Annotated in this window: 8 protein-coding genes and 3 rRNA genes; 8 read left to right on the forward strand and 3 right to left on the reverse strand. The window is 60.1% G+C overall.

The window, feature by feature from the left end:
* Positions 1-23: 23 nt before the first annotated feature.
* Positions 24-1,355 (forward strand): dual-specificity RNA methyltransferase RlmN, encoded by a 1,332-nt coding sequence (rlmN, locus tag G7068_RS15170; protein WP_166292732.1) that lies wholly within the window; start codon positions 24-26, stop codon positions 1,353-1,355.
* A gap of 50 nt (positions 1,356-1,405) precedes the next feature.
* Here the strand turns inward: rlmN and G7068_RS15175 are convergent, their stop codons facing one another.
* Entirely contained in the window at positions 1,406-2,782 is a 1,377-nt protein-coding gene (locus G7068_RS15175) for an MFS transporter (protein WP_166292733.1), read from the reverse strand.
* A 137-nt stretch (positions 2,783-2,919) separates the two neighbouring features.
* The gene (locus tag G7068_RS15180) at positions 2,920-3,978 is read right to left on the reverse strand and encodes an aminotransferase class V-fold PLP-dependent enzyme (RefSeq protein WP_166292734.1); all 1,059 of its coding nucleotides are present in this window, start codon (positions 3,976-3,978) and stop codon (positions 2,920-2,922) included.
* Between the two features lie 81 nt (positions 3,979-4,059).
* Between G7068_RS15180 and G7068_RS15185 the strand changes: the two genes are divergently transcribed.
* From G7068_RS15185 to G7068_RS15205, 4 genes are read left to right on the forward strand one after another with little or no spacing between them, the layout of a single operon-like run.
* Complete coding sequence (locus G7068_RS15185; protein ID WP_166292735.1) at positions 4,060-5,013, forward strand: LysR family transcriptional regulator; 954 nt, start codon at positions 4,060-4,062, stop codon at positions 5,011-5,013.
* Entirely contained in the window at positions 5,003-7,786 is a 2,784-nt protein-coding gene (gene gltX / locus G7068_RS16625; RefSeq protein ID WP_205881315.1) for a glutamate--tRNA ligase, read from the forward strand. Before G7068_RS15185 ends, gltX begins: the two co-directional genes overlap by 11 nt.
* Positions 7,787-7,838: 52 nt before the next feature.
* Positions 7,839-8,825, forward strand: a complete 987-nt coding sequence (locus G7068_RS15200; RefSeq protein WP_166292736.1) for an NAD(P)/FAD-dependent oxidoreductase — start codon at positions 7,839-7,841, stop codon at positions 8,823-8,825.
* A complete protein-coding gene (locus G7068_RS15205) occupies positions 8,818-9,561 on the forward strand; it encodes a queuosine precursor transporter (RefSeq protein ID WP_166292737.1) in 744 nt (247 codons plus the stop codon). Before G7068_RS15200 ends, G7068_RS15205 begins: the two co-directional genes overlap by 8 nt.
* Here G7068_RS15205 and tgt read toward each other — a convergent pair.
* Positions 9,548-10,888: a tRNA guanosine(34) transglycosylase Tgt gene (gene tgt, locus G7068_RS15210; RefSeq protein WP_166292738.1), complete on the reverse strand. Its 1,341-nt coding sequence runs from the start codon at positions 10,886-10,888 to the stop codon at positions 9,548-9,550. The genes G7068_RS15205 and tgt overlap by 14 nt on opposite strands.
* Positions 10,889-11,597: 709 nt before the next feature.
* Here tgt and G7068_RS15215 point away from each other — a divergent pair.
* The 3 genes from G7068_RS15215 to rrf all read left to right on the forward strand — a co-directional run bounded on the left by G7068_RS15215 (position 11,598) and on the right by rrf (position 16,940).
* A 16S ribosomal RNA gene (locus tag G7068_RS15215) occupies positions 11,598-13,120 on the forward strand.
* 453 nt (positions 13,121-13,573) lie between these two features.
* A 23S ribosomal RNA gene (locus G7068_RS15220) occupies positions 13,574-16,674 on the forward strand.
* 149 nt (positions 16,675-16,823) lie between these two features.
* Positions 16,824-16,940, forward strand: a 5S ribosomal RNA gene (rrf, locus tag G7068_RS15225).
* The 16S, 23S and 5S rRNA genes sit together here, the layout of an rRNA operon.
* The last annotated feature ends 20 nt before the right edge of the window (positions 16,941-16,960 follow it).

Here is a 16,960-nt window from a genome sequence, read left to right on the forward strand (position 1 = left end):
CGCAGATGCGACAATAGATGGCAATGGATCCGAACAAGCTCAATCATGATGCCCCCAAGCCGTCAGGCGAGGAGGCAAAGGCCGAGTACATCAAGACTCGTCCGCGGCGAGACACCTCGCGTCCACAGGTGCGCCCGAAAGCTGAGGGCTGGAAGCAGCTCTCTGGCCCCGACGGCAGGCCAACGCTGCAGTTCGCTTCGCCGCGTGTCAAACAACCCGCAACGCACCTCGCCGACATGACGCTGGAGGAGCGCGAAGCCAAGGTCGTCGAGATGGGGCTGCCGAAGTTCCGAGCCAAGCAGATCTCAAAGCACTACTTCGAACACCGCACCACCGATCCCGAGCAGATGACCGATCTGCCGAAGGATCGCCGCGGCGAAATGGCCGAGGCGTTTTTCCCGCCGCTGCTCACCGAGGTGAAACGCCTCGTCACCGACGACGGCGACACGGTGAAGTTCCTGTGGCGCCTGTTTGACGGCGCGCTCGTTGAGTCGGTGCTGATGCGGTACCCGGGCAGGATCACGCTTTGTGTGTCGAGCCAGTGCGGCTGCGGCATGAACTGCCCGTTCTGCGCAACCGGGCAGTCGGGACTTACGCGTAACATGTCGACCGCCGAGATCCTCGACCAGATTGTGCAGGCGAACCGCGTGATCGAAGAGGGTGGCCTCGGGCACACCCGAAAGGCCGTGAATGGCGCCGAGCCCGAGCGCGTGAACAACATCGTGTTCATGGGCATGGGGGAGCCGCTTGCCAACTACAAGCGCGTCATGAACGCTGTGCACCGCATGATCGCGCCGTCACCCGAGGGCCTCGGTATGTCTGCGCGCGGCATCACGGTGTCGACCGTTGGCCTGGCCCCCGCGATCCGCAAGCTTGCCGACGAAGACATCCCGATCACGTTCGCCCTGTCGCTGCACGCGCCGGACGACGAGCTGCGCGACGAACTGATCCCCGTGAACAGCCGTTGGAAGGTCGAGGAGGTGCTCGACGCCGCCTATCACTACTACGAAAAGACGGGCCGTCGGGTCTCGATCGAGTACGCGCTCATCAAAGACATGAACGACCACGCCTGGCGCGCGGAATTGCTCGCCGACAAGTTGAACGCGTACGGCAAGGGCTGGGTGCACGTGAACCCAATCCCGCTGAACCCGACACCCGGCTCCATCTGGACCTCGTCAACGCGCGAGGTGACCCGCGAGTTTGTGGATCGCCTCAACGCTGCCGGTGTGCCGACGACGCTGCGCGATACCCGCGGCAAAGAGATCGACGGTGCCTGCGGGCAGCTGGTGGCGACGGAGCAGGATCGCGCCGACGCTGACGCGGCGGTCGCGGCTGAGGCGGCCCTAGGCTCCTGAGCCGTCCGCCTCACCCGGTCATTCTGCGCGGAGTCGCAGAATCCACGTGATTAAATGCTTGCCCGAGCAGGATTGCGGATCCCGAGAAACGAGACGAGCGACCCCGCGAGAAACAGCGTGCCCGTCACAATGGCTGCCGAGTGGAACCCGGCAAGGTCGAGGCTGCCGCCGACAATGCTCGCGAGCAGCGCGATGACGATGAGTCCGGCCACGCGCGAGATCGCGTTGTTCACCGCCGAGGCGATGCCGCTTCGTTCTGGGCCGATGGCGCCGAGAATCGTCGCGGTGAGCGGGGCGACCATGATGGAAAGCCCAAGGCCCATCACGATCATCGACGGCAATACTTGCCACCAGTAAGAAAAGGGTTGACCGACCCAGAGCAGCATGAATGCTCCAATGGCTAGCAAAAACGGCCCCACCGACATGAACAGCCGCGGTCCGTACTTGCCCGCGAGATCGCCGACCTTCGAACTCAGCAGCACCATCAGGATCGTGATCGGAAGGCTGGCGAGGCCCGCGAGGGTAGCGGTCAACCCCGGGCCGTCGGTGTTCTGCAGGTACACCCCAACAACAAATCCGTTGAGAGACAGCGCCGCGTAGATAAACAGTGTCGCAAGGTTGCCCGTCCAGAAGTTGCGCACGCGGAAGAGCTCGAGCGGCAGGATCGGCGACGCAGCGCGCGTCTGCCACCACAGAAACCCCGCAAAGAGTATGACCCCGGCGACCAGGGGCATCCAGATCTGAGGGCTCGCCCACCCGTGGGACGGCTCCTCGATCAGGGCCCAGACCGCGAGCCCGAGTCCCAGGGCCGCCGCAGCGCCACCCGCACAGTCGATACGCACCCCCGTTTGCCGGTCGTCAGTGCCGCGCAGCCGCACGAGCATCCACAGAGTGATTGCGATGGGAATGACGTTGATGAGAAAGACGAATCGCCACGAAAAATAATCGGTAAAGAGGCCGCCCATTAGCGGCCCAACGATCATCGCCCCGGTTGTCGCCGCAGTCCACACGCCGATGGCCCGCCCCTGCGCGGGGCCGGAGATGCGTGAGGTAATTAGCGCGAGCGAGCTCGGCAGCAAAAAGGCGCCCGCTGCACCCTGCACGGCGCGCGCCACGATCATCATCTCGGGGTTGACCGCAAGACCAACCGCAATCGAGGCGACACCAAATCCGACAAGCCCAATGCGCATGATGAACACGCGCCCGTAGGCGTCGGCGATCGACCCGGCCAGCAGCATGAGCGCGCTGAGAGTCACGAGGTAGCTGTCGACCACCCACTGCTGGGTTGCGAGACCGCCGCCGAGATCCGCCGCAATCCGAGGCAGCGCAACATTGGTCACCGAAGCGTCGAGTGAGGTGACAAACGAGGCGAGGATCGCGATGGTAGCGACGAGCCGCTGCTGCTCCGTGAGGGCGTGATCGGTCATGCGAGCAGTTTACGTCGAGACCGTTGCGCGGTCACTGTTGGGGTTTCGATCGGGCAGCAGCTCAGCCGGTACTCACGGCTCAACCGGTCCAATGACGCGGTCTTGAACCGGCTGAACGCTCTGCACCGGCTGAAGCGTCACTTACCGAGCGCTCGCCCAAGCATCTCGATGTCTGCGGCTGTATTCCACAGGTGGAATGAGACCCGCGCGTTGCCCGCGCGGCCCGAGGCGGTGATCCCGGCCCGCTGCATGGCTGCCAGCGCTGTGCCTTCAGGATCGGCCCACGTCACGATGGCCGAGTCGCCCTCGGGCAGGCCGAGTACTTCTCTGGCCGAGTTCGCGAGCGCAAGGTCGTGCGCGTGAACGAACGCCGGGTCGAGTTTCGTGAAGAGTTCGAGTGCCGCGGCGGTTCCCTCGATGATGGGCCAGGCAGGCGACACGCTGAATCGGCCAGCGCCCGCTGCGAGGGGAGTGTGACCGGCGTAGCAGGATCCCCACACGTCGTCGGCTGAACACCATCCGGCGGCGATCGGGGTGAGCGTGTCGTCGAGGCCTGCCCTGACCGTAAGGAACGCGGTGCCTCGCGGTGCACACAGCCACTTGTAGGCGTGGCAGACGGTGTAGTCGAAGTCACCAGCCCCAATGGGCAACCAACCGAGTGACTGGGTGAGATCCACACAGGTGCGCGCGCCGACTGCGGCGGCGGCACGTTGGATCGCGGCCGCGTCGGCGACAACACCCGAAGCGGACTGCACGAGCGAAAACGCCACGAGTGAGGTCTTGGCATTGACCGAAGAAGCCAGTTCAGGCACCGGCACATAGCGCACGGTTACCCCGCGACCGCGGAGCTGTTCAAACGGATGTGTGAGCGAGGCGAAGTCACCTGAAGCGCACAGTACCTCGCCACCATCGGGCACCGAGGTCGCCACGATCGATACGAGCTGTGACACCTGCGACCCAATGGCCACTCGATCTGGCGCCACCCCAGCGATCGTCGCGAAGAGTTCAACGCAGCGGTCGGCTTCTTTGCCAATGGCTCGGGCGTCCATCGTTCCAGCAGCCCAGGAATCTGTGAAGCGGTGCATGGCCGCGCTCGTTGCATGGCTGGGAAGGCCACCCGTGCACGCGGAAAGGTATCCGGGTGCCGGTGAGAACTGGCTCTGCAGAAAAGCGGCGGTGTTGACTGATGCGGTCATGCAGCCAGGTTAAGCGACGGGCCAACATAATGAAAGTGAAAGATTCTTATCATTTCCCTCATCCTGGGTTATGATTGCCGCATGAACACGATTCGCAGCGCCGATCCTCTCGGCTCAATCGACTCGACTGAGCTCCGCATTCTGCACGCCCTCGCCCTCTCCGGTTCACTCACGGCAACCGCCGCGCAGCTCGGCCTCAGCCAGCCCGCGGTCAGTCAGCGCATCAAGCGCGTTGAGACCAGGCTTGCGGTTCCGCTCATCGAGCGCAGCGGACGTGGCATTCGGCTTACGCCAGCAGGCAGAATTCTTGCGGAGCACGGCCGCACCGTCGTCTCCGAGATCGACGCTGCGCTGGCCGCGATCGACGATCTACGCGGCGAGCGCGCGGGCACCCTCCGTCTGGTGGGGTTTCCCTCCGCCTCCGCAACCGTCGTCCCCGCCATCATGCGCACACTCGCTGTGCAAGCGCCCGAGGTTTCGCTGCAGTACCGCGAGGCCGAGCCGCCCACGGCCACCGAGATGCTGCGCGACGGTGAGGTCGACTGTGCTCTCGTGTTTGACTACGAAGGAGCCGCCGAGTTGCCCGCCGGCAGCGCGTTTATGCCGCTGTGGCGCGAAGAAGTGAGTTTGGTCGTCTCAGACGAGCGCGCGGGCGATGCAACCTCGGCAGATCTGGGGGAGTTCTCGGAGGAGCACTGGATCGCTGGCTGCGAGAAGTGCCGCGGTCACCTGCTGACCGCCGCGGGCGAGGCGGGGTTCGAACCCGACATTATTCAAGAGACCGATAACGTGCCAGCGATGCTCGCGATGGCGGCGGCGGGTGGCGCGGTTGCGCTCGTTCCTGGCCTCGCGCTCGCTGCGGCGCGCACACTGCCCGAGGACGCCAGGGCGCTGCCACTTGCTCCGCCGCGCTATCGCACCATCGGTCTCGTCTCAATGGTCACCGCCAACGAGAGCCCTCAGGTGAAGCTCGCAAAGCGTTTGCTCTCTGAGGTGGACGGTAGCTGCTGGGGGTTAGCGCCCGTTGACGACTGATACTCTCTCAACTCAATCTCGCGTGCAGCGCCGCACTGTCACGGTGCTGGCGCTCGCCACGATCCTCGGCGGTCTCGGTGTGGGCGCCTCGCTCTCGGCGGGTGCGTTGCTCATCGCCGATATTACGGGCAACCCCGCACTGTCGGGCCTCGGCTCCACCATGAACGCGGTCGGCGCGGCGGTCGCAGGAATCCCGCTCGCTCGGCTCGCGGCAAAACGCGGGCGCAGAATCGCGCTGGCTACCGGCAATCTCACCGCCGTGTGCGGTGCCGTGCTCGTCATCGTCGCAGCTGCCGCTCACATCGTTCCCCTCTTGTTTGTTGGGCTGGCCGTGCTCGGCATTGCCGTTGCCGTGCAACTGCAGTCGCGGTTTGCCGCGGCAGACCTCGCGCTGCCCGAGCGGCGAGGTCGGGATCTCTCGCTCGTCGTTTGGTCGATCACAATTGGCGCGGTCACCGGGCCTAACCTCATTGGCCCGGGGGAGCACCTGGGCGAAGCGCTCGGACTCCCCGGGCTCTCCGGCATCTTCATCTTCACGATCGCTGCTCAGCTGGCCGCGGCCTGTGTCGTGTGGTTCGGGCTGCGCCCGGATCCGCTGCTCGAATCACGCCGCCTCGCGATTGCCGGCGAAGAGAATGGCGGATCCGCGGCGGCTGCCGAGGTCACCGTCGAAGCGCCGAGCTCACCGTTTCCGCAGTACCTCACAATCGCGGTCATTGCCCTCGCTCACGCGGTCATGGTTGGCCTCATGGCGATGACACCGCTGCACCTGACGCACCACGGTGGCACCATCGAGCTCGTCGGATTCACCATCAGCATCCACATCGCTGGCATGTACGCTCTCTCGCCCGTGTTCGGTTTCTTGACCGGACGCTTCGGCGCGATCCCCGTCGTGTTCGCCGGATTCGTGTTTCTCGGCCTAGCAGCGCTCGGCACATTTTCCGGGGGAGAAAGCGTCGCGATTATCCAGGTGGCGCTTGTGCTGCTTGGTATCGGGTGGAGCATGGTGACGGTCGCGGGTGCAACGCTGCTCACGAATCTGACACCACTCGCACAGCGGCCAAGGAGTCAGGGCCAGTCAGACACCACGATGAACGCGGCGGGTGCACTCTTTGGTGCTGCCTCCGGGGTCATTTTTGCGATCGGTGGTTTCCCGACGCTGTCGGTCGTTGCCGGGGTTTTGATCCTCTTGGGATCGCGGCCGCTGCGCGGCTCGCCATCGTCACGCGAGGGTAGACTAGTGGGGATGGCACACACCGAGACCCCCAAATTTTCAAACGCGACCGGTTCCGACGTTCGCGTCCGCTTCTGTCCCTCTCCGACGGGCACACCGCACGTGGGTATGGTGCGCACCGCCCTGTTTAACTGGGCCTACGCGCGGCACACTGGCGGCACGTTTGTGTTCCGCATCGAAGACACAGATGCTGCGCGCGATAGCGAAGAGAGCTACGCGCAGATCCTCGATTCCCTGCGGTGGCTGGGCCTTGACTGGGACGAGGGCATCGACGCCGGCGGCTCGCAGGGGCCGTACCGCCAGTCAGAACGCGGCGAGATTTACCAGGGCATCATTGCCCAGCTGGTCGATGGTGGCTACCTCTACGAGAGCTACTCAACGGCCGAGGAAATCGATGCGCGCAACGAAGCCGCGGGTCGCCCGAAACAGCTCGGCTACGACAACTTTGATCGTGACCTCACTGAAGAGCAGCGCGCTGCCTTCCGCGCGGAGGGTCGCCAGCCCGCCCTGCGTTTCCGGGTGCCCGACACCGATCTTTCGTTCACTGACCTCGTGCGCGGCGACATCACGTTCCCTGCCGGCTCCACGATCGACTTTGTTGTGGTGCGCCCGAACGGCGCCCCGCTGTACACACTGGTGAACCCGGTTGACGACGCGCTCATGGGCATCACCCACGTGCTGCGCGGTGAAGACCTGCTCTCGTCGACGCCGCGCCAGATCGCCCTGCACCACGCACTTGTGAACCTCGGTATTTCAGAGGCGATCCCGCAGTTTGGGCACCTGCCTTACGTGCTGGGTGAGGGCAACAAGAAACTTTCGAAGCGCGATCCCGAGTCCAACTTGTTGCACCACCGCGAGCGTGGCTTCATTCCCGAGGGACTGCTGAACTACCTGTCGCTGCTGGGCTGGTCGATCGGCCCGGATCGCGACATCTTTACGAGCGAAGAGATGATCGCCGCGTTCGACGTGACCGACGTCAACCCGAACCCGGCTCGTTTCGACCAGAAGAAGGCCGACTCCATCAACGCGGATCACATCCGCCTGCTGAGCGAAGAGGACTTCGGCGAGCGGATCCGCCCGTACCTCGTTGCGAGCGGCGTGCTGCCAATCGAGCCGAGTGCGCACCAGAAAGAGATCATTCGCAAGGCAGTACCGCTCGTGCAGAGCCGTGTCACCGTGCTGTCGGAAGTCTCCGCAATGCTGGGCTTCCTCTTCACCTCGGTTGAGGCGCTTGAGTACGAAGACGATGCGCTTAAGTCTTTGAAAGACGATGCGCCCCAGGTGCTCGCTGCCGGTACCGCCGCGCTCACGGAGATTCCGGAGGCCGAGTGGAACACCGAGCGGATCCAAACCGCGCTGCAGACCGCCCTCATTGATGGGTTGGGTCTGAAGCCACGCGTTGCCTTTGGAGCGCTTCGAGTTGCTGCGTCCGGACGCCGCGTCTCTCCACCCCTGTTTGAATCGTTCGAGCTGCTGGGCCGCGAGGAGTCACTCGCGCGTCTCGCAAAGCTCGAGGGCCGCCTCAGCGTAGAGTCCTAGCGGGCAAGTTGTGACCTTTCTGGTCCGTTAACACAACAAAGGAGAAGCTGTCGTGCAAGAGACTGAGCTGCCCGTCGGAGTTGCAATCATCGGTGGAGGTCCCGCTGGCCTTTCAGCGGGGCTGCAGTTGGTGCGCGCGAATCGCCGCATCACGGTGCTCGATAGCAATCGGCCTCGGCACGCGGCGACACTGCGCTCGCACGGCTTTTTGACCCGGGACGGTGTGCCACCGCTTGAGGTGCGCAGGCTGGCGCGCGAAGAATTCGAGGCTTACCCGACCGCCAAGGTTGTGCAAGCCGTGGCGAGCGAGGTCACCCCGCTCACTCGAGATGAAGCGATCGCGGTTGGTTTCCCCGACGGCATCGGTTTCCGAGTGCGCGGCACCGGAGTGCGTGGGGCCGCAGACGCTGAGGTGATTTCGCGCCGCGTGTTGATCGCGGCCGGGCTCACCGAGGATCTGCCTGACCTCCCGATGATCCGCGCCTACTACGGCACCGCGCTGCACAGCTGTGTTGAGTGCGACGGTTTCGAAAAGAGTGACAAGCCGCTCGTGTTGATCGGCGAGACGAGCGATCTCTTCGCGCGCGCTCTGCTCATCAGCAGGATCAGCTCAGACCTCATTGTGTTCACAAACGGTGCTGACACGATCACCCCTGCGCAAGAGGAACAGCTTTCCAAGATCGGGATCCGCGTCGAGCGTCGTCAGATCGACGACATTGTTGGCGAAAAGGCCGACATGACCGGTGTTCGCCTCGCGGATGGTGAGGTTATTCCCCGTGTTGGTGGGTTTGTGCGCCCACGCTGGCACGCGCCCGTTGAGTTTCTCGGTGAAAACGCCATCGAGCGGGATGACTGGGGTCTTGTTGTTGTTGATAAGCGCGGGGAAACTTCTGTGCGAGGCATCTACGCGGTTGGCGACATCGTGCCGCCCGGCCCTCAGCAAATTGTGATCGCTGCGGGCGATGGTGCGCGGGTTGCCGCAAAGCTCAACATGGACATGATTCGCGGCGCACTGGGGGTTGGCCTCATCGATGAGTGAGACGGAGCAGAAAGTGGAACAGGCCGCAGCGGAATCGTCTGATTCCTCGAAATATCTGACGCCGGGTGCGCGGGCCGCTGCCAGCGGAGCTCGCTACGCGACAATCTCTGCTGTCTTCGTGGGGATCCTGTTGATCTCGAACGTGGTGGCCGTGAAGCCGATCGCGTTTGGTGCGATTCCGTTCGGCGATTTTTCGCTGCCGCTCGTTTTCGATGGTGGCGTGTTCCTCTTCCCGCTTGCCTACATCCTGGGTGATGTGCTCGCGGAGGTGTACGGGCTGAAAGCTACACGACGTACGATTTTCACGGCGTTTGCGCTTGCGGCGCTGGCCTCGCTCACGATCCTTGCCACCCAGATCTCACCACCCGCTGCCGGGTGGGAGAACCAGGAGGCCTTTGCCGCGGTCCTCGGGTTTGTGCCGCGCATTGTTATCGCGAGCCTCACCGGCTTCCTTGCAGGACAGTTGCTCAACGCATGGGTGATGGACCTCATGCACCGCCGCAGCAAGGGCCGCTTCCTGCGGTCTCGGTTGATCGTGTCAACACTTGTCGGCGAGCTGGCCGACACGCTGCTGTTTTGCACCATCGCCTTCGCGGGCATCATCACGGGCATTGATTTTGTGATGTATATCGTTCTCGGTTACCTCGTGAAGGTATTGGCCGAGGTCGTGCTGCTGCCCGTGACGACGCGCGTGATCCGAATTGTGCGTCGCGCCGAAGAGGCTATTGCGCGGTAAGTAGGCGATGCTTAGCGGCAGCCTCGCGCGCAAATTCTGCACCGTACTGTCGCCCAAGCACCTCATCGCGGAGCTCGGCAAAGGTGCCGTCGACAATGCTCTCGCGAATACGGTCAACAAGACGCACGATAAACCGCTCGTTGTGAATCGTCGCGAGGGTTGAGCCGAGCATCTCCTTGGCCTTGAACAGGTGGTGCAGGTAGGCGGCGGTGTAGTTCTGGCAGGTGTAGCAGTCGCACTCGGCGTCGAGCGGTTCGAAGCTGCGTCGCTGCCCGGAGGACTTGGCATTGATGCGACCACGTGAAGAGTACATGGTGCCGCCGCGTGCCTGCCTCGACGGAGCAACGCAGTCGAAGGTGTCGGCACCCGCAGCGATCGCGGCAAAGAGGTCATCGGGTTCAGAGATACCGAGCAGGTGCCGGGGCTTGTTTTCTGGAAGCTCGTCATTAACCCACGACACGATGGTGCCGAGGCGACTCTTCTCGAGCGCCCCGCCGATCCCGAACCCGTCGAACTGCTGCTCAGATGCTTCGGCACCGGTCATGGTCGCGAGACCCGAGGCTGCCTTGCGGCGCAGATCCTCATACTGCGCGCCCTGAACAACACCAAAAAGTGCCTGATACGGACGGTGGGTTCGTTCCGCCGTTTGCCGGGCATGCTCGTCGAGGCAACGGACCGCCCAACGTGCGGTGCGGTCGACCGAGTCTTCTTGGTAGATGCGGGTGTTCATGAGAGTGGTGCACTCGTCGAACGCGAAGATGATGTCTGCGCCGAGCTGGTGCTGGATCTGCATGGAGACTTCAGGTGTGAAGCGGTGGCGATCCCCGTTGAGGAATGACTTGAAGGTGACACCGTCTTCGTCGACGTGAGCCAGTCGCTCTTTTGTTGAGGCGATGACCTCGGTGCTCGCGTACTCTTCCTCCGCCATAGAGATGACCTTCTTGAAGCCGACGCCGAGTGACATGACCTGGAACCCGCCCGAGTCGGTGAAGGTTGGGCCGCTCCAGTTCATGAACTTGCCGAGTCCACCTGCCTCGTCAACGAGATCGCTGCCCGGCTGCAGGAAGAGATGGTAAGCGTTTGCGAGTACCGCCTGCCCACCGAGATCCTTCACGGTTTCCGGCAGCATCGCCTTGACCGTTGCTTTGGTGCCAACCGGAATAAAGGCCGGGGTTTGGATCTCGCCGTGAGGAGTGTGGATCGTTCCCGTGCGTCCGAGTGCCTGATCGCGGGATCCGCGGGCGCCTCCCTCTTCTAGGCGATGCTCGAGAGTAAAGCTGAAATCAGAGGGGGAGGGCTGTGTCTTTGGGGGAGTGGAGTCGTTCACCCGACTATTCAAGCAGGTGTGCTGATCGCTTGGCTGTGGTTATGGGTGCGGTGAGCGCTCCGGCGCGCCCGGGAAACGTGGCGCCCAAGGCAGTTTGCCCTGTTTTGACGAGGATTTGGGCTGCGCACGAAAAGCACGCTCTCGGGCACCGAGAACCGAGATCCGCATGATCCTGCGGAGACACGCCCGGGAAGGGGGCGCGCTTTGCCAGCCATGCTCGATCCGCGTAATGTTTTCCCTTGTCAGCGAGACGGTGCGGGAAGCGAAAGCGGCCCGGACCGAAAGCCTGAATAGGATCCCACTCAAGGATCACATTCGAACTTGATTAGTCATGTTCTGGTGTGTAGAGTAGGGAACCTCATCTCACCGAAACGGTGACAACACGAATTCGTGTGTCACGTTGATGCCGAGATCTGAATGATTCGGCTAACTTGGTTTTTCCAGGTTGTTTTGGTAGGTTAGGAAAGTTGCTCTTCGGAAGCCCGGTTGGGTGTGTACGGGGGGTGTCTGGTCCTTGAGAACTCAATAGTGTGCACTTTAATTGTCAAATGCCAATTATTTATCCCGTCGCTGACCGCTTTGGTGGTTGGTTGATGGCGATTCCTTTTGGACAAAATTATAGATGAACGTCAGTAATGATGTTTGTTTTTTGTCAGGTTGAACTCGCTCACGTTCCGGCTTATTCCGCTGGTTTGTGGGCATGTAATTTTTTACGGAGAGTTTGATCCTGGCTCAGGACGAACGCTGGCGGCGTGCTTAACACATGCAAGTCGAACGATGAAGCCCAGCTTGCTGGGTGGAAGAGTGGCGAACGGGTGAGTAACACGTGAGTAACCTGCCCCTGACTCTGGGATAAGCGCTGGAAACGGCGTCTAATACTGGATATGACCTATCACCGCATGGTGTGTGGGTGGAAAGATTTATCGGTTGGGGATGGACTCGCGGCCTATCAGCTTGTTGGTGAGGTAATGGCTCACCAAGGCGACGACGGGTAGCCGGCCTGAGAGGGTGACCGGCCACACTGGGACTGAGACACGGCCCAGACTCCTACGGGAGGCAGCAGTGGGGAATATTGCACAATGGGCGCAAGCCTGATGCAGCAACGCCGCGTGAGGGATGACGGCCTTCGGGTTGTAAACCTCTTTTAGTAGGGAAGAAGCGAAAGTGACGGTACCTGCAGAAAAAGCACCGGCTAACTACGTGCCAGCAGCCGCGGTAATACGTAGGGTGCAAGCGTTGTCCGGAATTATTGGGCGTAAAGAGCTCGTAGGCGGCTTGTCGCGTCTGCTGTGAAATCCCGGAGCTCAACTCCGGGCCTGCAGTGGGTACGGGCAAGCTAGAGTGCGGTAGGGGAGATTGGAATTCCTGGTGTAGCGGTGGAATGCGCAGATATCAGGAGGAACACCGATGGCGAAGGCAGATCTCTGGGCCGTAACTGACGCTGAGGAGCGAAAGCATGGGGAGCGAACAGGATTAGATACCCTGGTAGTCCATGCCGTAAACGTTGGGAACTAGATGTAGGGCCTGTTCCACGGGTTCTGTGTCGTAGCTAACGCATTAAGTTCCCCGCCTGGGGAGTACGGCCGCAAGGCTAAAACTCAAAGGAATTGACGGGGGCCCGCACAAGCGGCGGAGCATGCGGATTAATTCGATGCAACGCGAAGAACCTTACCAAGGCTTGACATATACGAGAACGGGCGAGAGATCGTCAACTCTTTGGACACTCGTAAACAGGTGGTGCATGGTTGTCGTCAGCTCGTGTCGTGAGATGTTCGGTTAAGTCCGGCAACGAGCGCAACCCTCGTCCTATGTTGCCAGCACGTTATGGTGGGAACTCATGGGATACTGCCGTGGTCAACACGGAGGAAGGTGGGGATGACGTCAAATCATCATGCCCCTTATGTCTTGGGCTTCACGCATGCTACAATGGCCGATACAATGGGCTGCGATACCGCGAGGTGGAGCGAATCCCAAAAAGTCGGTCTCAGTTCGGATTGGGGTCTGCAACTCGACCCCATGAAGTCGGAGTCGCTAGTAATCGCAGATCAGCAACGCTGCGGTGAATACGTTCCCGGGCCTTGTACACACCGCCCGTCAAGTCATGAAAGTCGGTAACACCCGAAGCCGGTGGCCTAACCCTTGTGGAGGGAGCCGTCGAAGGTGGGACTGGTGATTAGGACTAAGTCGTAACAAGGTAGCCGTACCGGAAGGTGCGGCTGGATCACCTCCTTTCTAAGGAGCACTCAACAACTATGTTGTTGCAGAATGGCTCGAACAGTGGCGAATGTTCACTGCGAGCTGCTCATGGGTGGAACATTTGACAAGCATTGATCGTGTTGATTGGTGATAAGTACGCTGTCTCTTCGGGGGTGGTTGGAACGTTGCTGGTTGATGTGGGTTGGTGCGTATTGTGCATACTATTGGGTCCTGGAGGCCCAGCCGTCACATTGATGGTCATGCTCGTAAGAGTGTGATTGTTGGTGTGGGGACTGATCTTCTGACCCTGGGTCATGGAACACGTTGTCCATGATGCGGGGATCGACCGTACGTTGAGAACTACACAGTGGACGCGAGCATCTTTCAAGACAAGACTTTGTCTTGTCTTGAGATACTTAAATTAATTTCATTGGTCGCATGCATTCCTTTTGGGGAGTGTGTGTGTTTTTTATGATTATACTTATGTGATTTCAAGTTTTTAAGAGCAAACGGTGGATGCCTTGGCATCTGGAGCCGAAGAAGGACGTAGTAATCTGCGATAAGCCTCGGGGAGCCGATAAACGGGCTGTGATTCGAGGATTTCCGAATGGGGAAACCCCGCCAGGGCGCGTGCGTACCTGGTGACTCCCGCCTGAATATATAGGGCGGGTAGAGGGAACGGGGGGAAGTGAAACATCTCAGTACCCCCAGGAAGAGAAAACAACATGTGATTCCGGTAGTAGTGGCGAGCGAAACCGGATGAGGCTAAACCAGTCATGTGTGATACCCGGCAGGGGTTGCATGGTTGGGGTTGTGGGACATGCCTGGTAGATCTGCCGGTCTACCGACGTGAATGTGTAGCTATAGGAGAACCGCTTGGAACGGCGGACCGGAGTGGGTGAGAGTCCCGTATCCGAAATGGTGGCACTGCGTGGTGTGTATCCCAAGTAGCACGGGGCCCGAGAAATCCCGTGTGAATCTGTCAGGACCACCTGATAAGCCTAAATACTCCCAGATGACCGATAGCGGACTAGTACCGTGAGGGAAAGGTGAAAAGTACCCCGGGAGGGGAGTGAAATAGTACCTGAAACCGTTTGCTTACAATCCGTTGGAGCACCCTTGTAGGTGTGACAGCGTGCCTTTTGAAGAATGAGCCTGCGAGTTAGCGATATGTGGCGAGGTTAACCCGTGTGGGGTAGCCGTAGCGAAAGCGAGTCTGAATAGGGCGATTCAGTCGCATGTCCTAGACCCGAAGCGAAGTGATCTATCCATGGCCAGGTTGAAGCGCGTGTAAGAGCGCGTGGAGGACCGAACCCACTTAGGTTGAAAACTGAGGGGATGAGCTGTGGATAGGGGTGAAAGGCCAATCAAACTTCGTGATAGCTGGTTCTCTCCGAAATGCATTTAGGTGCAGCGTTGCGTGTTTCTTGCCGGAGGTAGAGCTACTGGATGGCCGATGGGCCCTACAAGGTTACTGACGTCAGCTAAACTCCGAATGCCGGTAAGTGAGAGCGCAGCAGTGAGACAGTGGGGGATAAGCTTCATTGTCGAGAGGGAAACAACCCAGATCACCAACTAAGGTCCCAAAGCGCGTGCTAAGTGGAAAAGGATGTGGAGTTGCTGTGACAACCAGGAGGTTGGCTTAGAAGCAGCCACCCTTGAAAGAGTGCGTAATAGCTCACTGGTCAAGTGATTCCGCGCCGACAATGTAACGGGGCTCAAGCACGCCACCGAAGTTGTGGCATTCATATAACAGGTAGGCCTTCGTGGTCCAGCCGTATGGATGGGTAGGAGAGCGTCGTGTGGCGAGTGAAGCGGCGGTGTGAACCAGCCGTGGATGCCACACGAGTGAGAATGCAGGCATGAGTAGCGAAAGACGGGTGAGAAACCCGTCCTCCGGAAGACCAAGGGTTCCAGGGTCAAGCTAATCTTCCCTGGGTAAGTCGGGACCTAAGGCGAGGCCGACAGGCGTAGTCGATGGACAACGGGTTGATATTCCCGTACCGGCGGTAAACCGTCAAAGACCTAACTAGTAGTGCTAAGCAAACTGAAACTTCATGGATCCTTCGGGTGATGTGGGGTGGAGGCTGCGAACCCGAACTGGGGTGGTGAGCGTGAGGTGTGACGCAGGAAGGTAGCCTGTGCCGGGCGATGGTTGTCCCGGTGTAAATGTGTAGCCCGTCGATTATTAATAGTTTTCGGCTTTGGGTGAGACATGATGCGGACCCGTATGGGGAAGCAGGTGATCCTATGCTGCCGAGAAAAGCATCGACGTGAGGTTTGCTGTTGCCCGTACCCCAAACCGACTCAGGTGGTCAGGTAGAGAATACTCAGGAGATCGAGATAATCATGGTGAAGGAACTCGGCAAAATGCCCCCGTAACTTCGGGAGAAGGGGGCCATCCACTTATTAGGATTTACTCCGAAAGGGTGTGGTGGCCGCAGAGACCAGTGGGAAGCGACTGTTTACTAAAAACACAGGTCCGTGCTAACACGCAAGTGGACGTATACGGACTGACGCCTGCCCGGTGCTGGAAGGTTAAGAGGAGAGGTTAGACTTCGGTCGAAGCTTTGAATTTAAGCCCCAGTAAACGGCGGTGGTAACTATAACCATCCTAAGGTAGCGAAATTCCTTGTCGGGTAAGTTCCGACCTGCACGAATGGCGTAACGACTTCCCAGCTGTCTCCACCGTGAACTCGGCGAAATTGCACTACGAGTAAAGATGCTCGTTACGCGCAGAAGGACGGAAAGACCCCGTGACCTTTACTACAGCTTGGTATTGGTGTTCGGTGTGGCTTGTGTAGGATAGGTGGGAGACTGTGAAGCTTGGACGCTAGTTCAGGTGGAGTCATTGTTGAAATACCACTCTGGTCATATTGGATATCTAACTACGGACCCTGATCGGGTTCTGGGACAGTGCCTGGTGGGTAGTTTAACTGGGGCGGTTGCCTCCTAAAAAGTAACGGAGGCGCCCAAAGGTTCCCTCAGCCTGGTTGGCAATCAGGTGGCGAGTGTAAGTGCACAAGGGAGCTTGACTGTGAGACTGACAGGTCGAGCAGGGACGAAAGTCGGGACTAGTGATCCGGCAGTGGCTTGTGGAAGCGCTGTCGCTCAACGGATAAAAGGTACCTCGGGGATAACAGGCTGATCTTGCCCAAGAGTCCATATCGACGGCATGGTTTGGCACCTCGATGTCGGCTCGTCGCATCCTGGGGCTGGAGTTGGTCCCAAGGGTTGGGCTGTTCGCCCATTAAAGCGGTACGCGAGCTGGGTTTAGAACGTCGTGAGACAGTTCGGTCCCTATCCTCTGCGCGCGTTGGAAATTTGAGAGGATCTGACCCTAGTACGAGAGGACCGGGTTGGACGAACCTCTGGTGTGCCAGTTGTTCTGCCAAGGGCATGGCTGGTTGGCTACGTTCGGGATGGATAACCGCTGAAAGCATCTAAGCGGGAAGCCGGCCTCGAGATGAGATTTCCGTCACCCTTTGAGGTGGTGAGGCTCCCAGTAGATGACTGGGTTGATAGGCCAGATGTGGAAGCATGGTAACGTGTGGAGCTGACTGGTACTAATAAGCCGATGACTTGACTTCTCTCTCCACTCTTTGTGGTGGAGACGTAAGACTTATTTTTGTAACGATAATCGCGTCCGCTTTGTGGTTCTTGACGTACGGCCACACACCCCAACACGGGGATACTCTTTCGGGGTGTTCTGGTGGGGTGTGGGACATGTCAATAGAGTTACGGTGGTTATAGCGTCAGGGAAACGCCCGGTCACATTCCGAACCCGGAAGCTAAGACTGACAGCGCCGATGGTACTGCGAGGGGGACCTCGTGGGAGAGTAGGACACCGCCGGACAACTTTTAGAAAGGGCTCCC

This window comes from Leucobacter viscericola, assembly GCF_011299575.1.
GTDB classification, from domain to species: Bacteria; Actinomycetota; Actinomycetes; order Actinomycetales; family Microbacteriaceae; genus Leucobacter; species Leucobacter viscericola.

Coding starts and splice junctions, on each gene's coding strand:
- rlmN (WP_166292732.1), top strand. CDS start 24: ATGGATCCGAACAAGCTCAATCATGATGCCCCCAAGCCGTCAGGCGAG.
- G7068_RS15175 (WP_166292733.1), bottom strand. CDS start 2,782: ATGACCGATCACGCCCTCACGGAGCAGCAGCGGCTCGTCGCTACCATC.
- G7068_RS15180 (WP_166292734.1), bottom strand. CDS start 3,978: ATGACCGCATCAGTCAACACCGCCGCTTTTCTGCAGAGCCAGTTCTCA.
- G7068_RS15185 (WP_166292735.1), top strand. CDS start 4,060: ATGAACACGATTCGCAGCGCCGATCCTCTCGGCTCAATCGACTCGACT.
- G7068_RS15205 (WP_166292737.1), top strand. CDS start 8,818: ATGAGTGAGACGGAGCAGAAAGTGGAACAGGCCGCAGCGGAATCGTCT.